This is a genomic window from Lutibacter sp., from assembly GCF_041596795.1.
In the GTDB taxonomy this organism is placed as follows: Bacteria; Bacteroidota; Bacteroidia; order Flavobacteriales; family Flavobacteriaceae; genus Lutibacter.
The window spans coordinates 1-4,895 of the sequence record NZ_JBFHHX010000187.1; the positions used below are offsets into that span (position 1 = coordinate 1).

The 4,895-nt window shown below is 33.3% G+C and carries 4 protein-coding genes; all 4 read right to left on the minus strand.

Going from position 1 to position 4,895, the window contains the following annotated elements:
* Positions 1-926 (minus strand): SusE domain-containing protein (locus tag ABY298_RS14750; RefSeq protein WP_372746818.1); only part of this gene is annotated, 926 nt, incomplete at its 3' end.
* A gap of 4 nt (positions 927-930) precedes the next feature.
* Positions 931-2,004, minus strand: a complete 1,074-nt coding sequence (locus tag ABY298_RS14755) for a SusE domain-containing protein (RefSeq protein WP_372746819.1) — start codon at positions 2,002-2,004, stop codon at positions 931-933.
* A 19-nt stretch (positions 2,005-2,023) separates the two neighbouring features.
* Positions 2,024-3,631 (minus strand): RagB/SusD family nutrient uptake outer membrane protein, encoded by a 1,608-nt coding sequence (locus tag ABY298_RS14760; protein WP_372746820.1) that lies wholly within the window; start codon positions 3,629-3,631, stop codon positions 2,024-2,026.
* 11 nt (positions 3,632-3,642) lie between these two features.
* On the minus strand, positions 3,643-4,895 hold a 1,253-nt coding region (locus tag ABY298_RS14765), incomplete at its 5' end, for a TonB-dependent receptor domain-containing protein (protein WP_372746821.1).

Consider the following 4,895-nt stretch of genomic DNA (forward strand, 5'->3'; position numbering starts at 1 on the left):
TTATCTCCATAATCTGGACCTTTGTTCCAATCAAAAACACCATCGGCATCAGCAGCAACAAATTTATATTCTCCGTTTAACCAAACGTATCCTTCAAAATCTGTAGTAGAGGCAGAAGAAGCTTCTAATTGTGGAGCAGTTGAAGGGCTCCATCCTTGATGATTTCCAGGAACAGCTAATCTTGGGCTACTTAAAATTTCTACCACTTCAAAAGTGAAAGTATTTAAGTTTACAGTTATTTTATAAGTTCCTGCAGTGTACCCAGAAAGGTTTGATTCTCCATCTTGAATAATCATTCCAGGGTTATTTGGATCTTCACCAAAATCACCATCCCAACCAGTATTTGTTGGTAAGAATTTAAATTCTGCACCATCTGCAAGTACCAATGTTATTTCAAAAATATTTAAATCTGTTCTTGTCATTGCTAAAGCATCAGCAGGTGACCATTGTGGATCTGTAATATTTCCTACCACATATAATTCTGTATATTCAACTTTATATGGAGTTAAAACTACTGAGATAGAATCTGTCATAGTGCCATTATTTAAGATACGAATATCTAAACTAACAGCAGTTTCAGGGTCTAAGCCCATAACATCTAGTAAAAAAGTGTTTATTTCATTTACAGTCATACTAAAGTTTTTAGCTTCAGTAGTACCAAGTAAATATGAAGTTGCAAAATCTGTTCCTGTTTGTGCAACTTCTATGTCAAACGTACCAGTAGCATCAGAAAGTGTTTCCCAAGAAATAAATAATGCGTTATTATCTAAATTGGTGTCGTTTAAAACAATTACAGTTCCAGATGAAGGTGTAACTATTTGAAAACTTTCAACAGCTGGTAAAATTTCAAAGTTCTCGTTTTTATCACAAGATATTAATGCAATTGTAAAAACAAACAGAACTATTATTTTATGTATATATTTCATGTTTTTAATTTTTAACTAATGAATAAGTGTATTCTCTAGGGTTACTTAAATCAAGTGTTACAGTATAGTTTCCATTTTCAGGAACTTCAATGTTTGCACCATCAGTTTCTAACGATCCATCAGCATCATTATCTCCAAGGTTTCCAGCCCAATCGTTGTTAGGTCTAAATTTAAAACCTCCGTCAGATGATGGATTCACAAAGTCAAGAGTGATTGTATGAGTTCTAGTTTCAGGATTATAGGTCATATCAATATCAGAATTCCATCCAGTATTAGGTATAGATCCACCAATAATTCCCCAGCTCATAGCTTTTGTTGTATATTTTAAGGTTGTAGTATTAGCAGTTACAAAATAAAAACCTGTAGTTGTTGCGTTACAGTTTACTTCGTCATCAGCAACTAAGTTTCCAGTAAACGTTCCATCATCACCCCAATCAGTATTTCCCCAAAAGAAACCTCCAGTAGCATCAGGTGCTACAAATTTGTATTCACCATCTAACCACACATATCCTTCATAATCAGTTTCTCCAAAACCTGAAGCAGCTAATGTTGGAGCAGATGCAGGATCCCAACCTTGGTGATTTCCTGGTACTGCAATTTTAGGTAAATCTGTAGTAAAAGGAGTAACAATAACTGTAATAGTTTCTGAAATTTGTTGTTCTACAGCATTTGATCCTACGGTTGAAATTACTCTAATTTCTAACTCACCTTCAACAAAAGGAGAAAGACCAGCAGTTACACAAGCACCATTAAACTCTTGAATAGTCCATGTTAAGTTTAAATTTGTTGTAGAACCAGCAAGATAAGGTTCTGCAAAATCTGTTCCTGCCGCAGCAAATTGAACAATGTAGTTAATTTCTGTAGGTATACCGTAATCTGCAGCATTCCAAGTTAATGTAAATGCTGGATTGGTTGATTCTTCCTCTGGGTTCAAAATGTATTTTGCTCCAGTAGCTGGCGCGGTAATTTCTCCACTACCGCTAGGTGTTATTACCAGTTGATCTTGATCTTCATTATCACAAGAAGTGATGCTAACAAAGAACAAAGACAACAATAAATATTTTAATATATTTTTCATTTTAAATATCTTGTTTAGATTAATAACCTGTATTTTGAGTTAAATTAGGGTTAGCTGTCATATTGTTTAAAGGAATAGGATAAACATTAAAATAGCTAGGTAAAGCAATTCCATTTGCGCTACCACCTTTCCAAGCCCAGTTATAATTTCCACCAGTATAAAGTCCAAAACGAATTAAATCTTGACGTCTGTGACCTTCCCAGTATAACTCTCTAGATCTTTCATTAATTAAGAAGTTTAAAGTTAAACTACCTTCAGAGATTGTAGTTGAACTAGCTCTGTTTCTAATTGCATTTATGTATCCAACAGCTTCGCTCATTGTTCCACCAGAACCACCTCTTACAACAGCTTCAGCATACATTAAATAAACGTCAGCTAATCTAAAAATAACAAAATCAGTATCAACAAAAGTTGGGTCAGATCCAGCAACACCTGCTGATGTTTTATTTTTAAATTTTGTAATAATATAACCTGAATCTCTGTCTGCAACATCAGTAATTTCAATATCTCTTCCTGCAGTTAATAATGAATTTCTTTTATCTGTTAAAGGAACATCACCGTTTAAGAATCTTTCAGCAAATTGCTTTCTAACTCTTAAAGCACCACCCCAACCTTGGGCTCCTAAATCTGCAGCGTTACCTTCTAAGCTACCAACTTCACCATTAATAATTACAGTTGTTGCACCGTAGTTTTGAGTAGTAACACCATCGTTTACTGCAGCAAATATAATTTCGTTTTGTGCAGCATCATTAGTATCATTATCAGCTAAAAAGTTATGGTAATAATCAGTTGCTAATTTATAACCGCTTCCAATTATTTTATTACAATATGTAATACATTCTGTATTTTTATCTTCACCAATATATACTTGAGCATTTAAGTATATTTTAGCTAAAATCATCCAAGCAACTGCTTTGTCTGCACGTCCGTATTCATTTTGTTTTGCAGCAACTAAATCGTCTTCAATATCTAATAATTCAGATTCAATATACTCAAATAATTGTTCTCTTTCATATTGAGGACCTTGGTAAGTTCCTACTGGATCATTTTCTGTTACAAAAGCAGCTTTTCCATATAAATCCATTAAGTTGTAATATGCATAAGCTCTTAATAAACGTGCTTCAGCTCTATAAGCAGCAATATCACTTCCAACAGCATCAGTATGTCCGCGAGACTCTAACTTTTCAGCAGTTGTTTGTCTTAAAAACTCATTGGTTAATGCTACGGAGAACATTAATCTACTAAAATTACCTAGTAATATACTATTTGTAGAAGACCATGTGTTTCTTTGAATAGCTTTTACAGCACCACCTTCATCATTTTCATAAGACCAAATAGGTTCATCAGCCGATAAATCTTGTAAATACCAAAGGGTTCTCATATACTGGCTAGTACCAGCATCAATTCCTTCTAAGTTTGAAGCTCCTGAACCTGTTGTTGATGTTAATGATAAGTTACCATAAACACCTGCTAAGGCTTGCTTGTATGAATCTGTAGTGGAATAGAATTCCTCTGATAGATATTCGTCGTCATCTTGTGGTGTAACATTTAAATCATCAGTACACGAGGTAAAGAAAAATAATGTACCCAAAAAGAAATATAATTTATATAAATTGATAGTTTTCATTTTTTAGTAGTTTAAAAATTAAAGTTAGCTCCAAACATATAGGTTCTTGGTCTTGGATAAATAGTGTTGTCAATTCCTCCAAAAATTTCAGGATCTAAACCACTATAATTTGTAATAGTAAATACATTTTGTACACCACCCCAAACTCTAATTGTGTTATTTGTTTTAAATTTATTAAATGTGTAACCTAAAGTAACATTATCCATTTTTAGGAATGAAGCATTTTCCATGTAGTAATCAGAAATTAGTACATTGGCTGTTTCATTAAAACCAGATTCTAAAACTGTTACAGGCATGTTTCCAAGTGCTTCAGTTGATTGTAATAAATTGTATTGAGCTCTGCTTGAATTAACGTTGTTGTACATATAGTTTCCAAAGGAAGCTCTTAAGTTAAATCCAAAATCAAAGTTTTTATAATTCATTGAAGATTGGAATCCCATTGTTATGTCAGCATTTGGTTTTTTGTAAATGTAACGGTCATCAGAATTAATAATTCCATTTTGGTCAATATCTGCATAAGCACCTTCAATTGGCATACCATCAGTATCGTATAATTGTTTGTAAACAAGGAATGAATAAGGAGCGTAACCTTCTCTGTGCACTTGAATTTCAGATCCTGTACCACCACTAATTCCTCCAGTTGAAATATCTTGACCAGAAGCTAATTCATCAATTGTAGTTTCATTTAAACCAATATTGTAGTTTGCGTTCCAGGTAAAGTTTTCAGTTCTAATAATATCTGCTCCAATAGAAGCTTCTAAACCTTTAGAGGTGAATTTACCAATATTTTGCCATCCAGAGTTGCTAAAGTTAGAACCATCGGCAATAGAAACGTTTGATAATAAATCTTTAGATTCTTTTAAATATACATCAAATGTACCAGAAATTCTATTGTTAAATAAACCATAATCAAAACCTACATCATAAGTAGTAGTTTCTTCCCATTTTACATCTTCAAATGTTGCTTGAGGTTGACCAATAGCATAAGCGGTGTTTCCGAAAATATATTGAGAAACAGAGTTTCCTGTATTGTATCTTCCTAAGTAAGCATATGCAGCATCTATATCTTGTTGTCCTGTAATACCCCAGCTTAATCTTAATTTAAGACTAGAAATTACTTTAGAATCTTTTAAGAAATTTTCATCTCCCATTTGCCAAGCAAAGGCTGCAGCAGGGAAGTTACCCCAACGGTTATCTGGACTAAATCTTGAAGTTCCATCTCGTCTGTAAGATAAAGTTAGTAAGTATTTATCTAAAAGTGAAA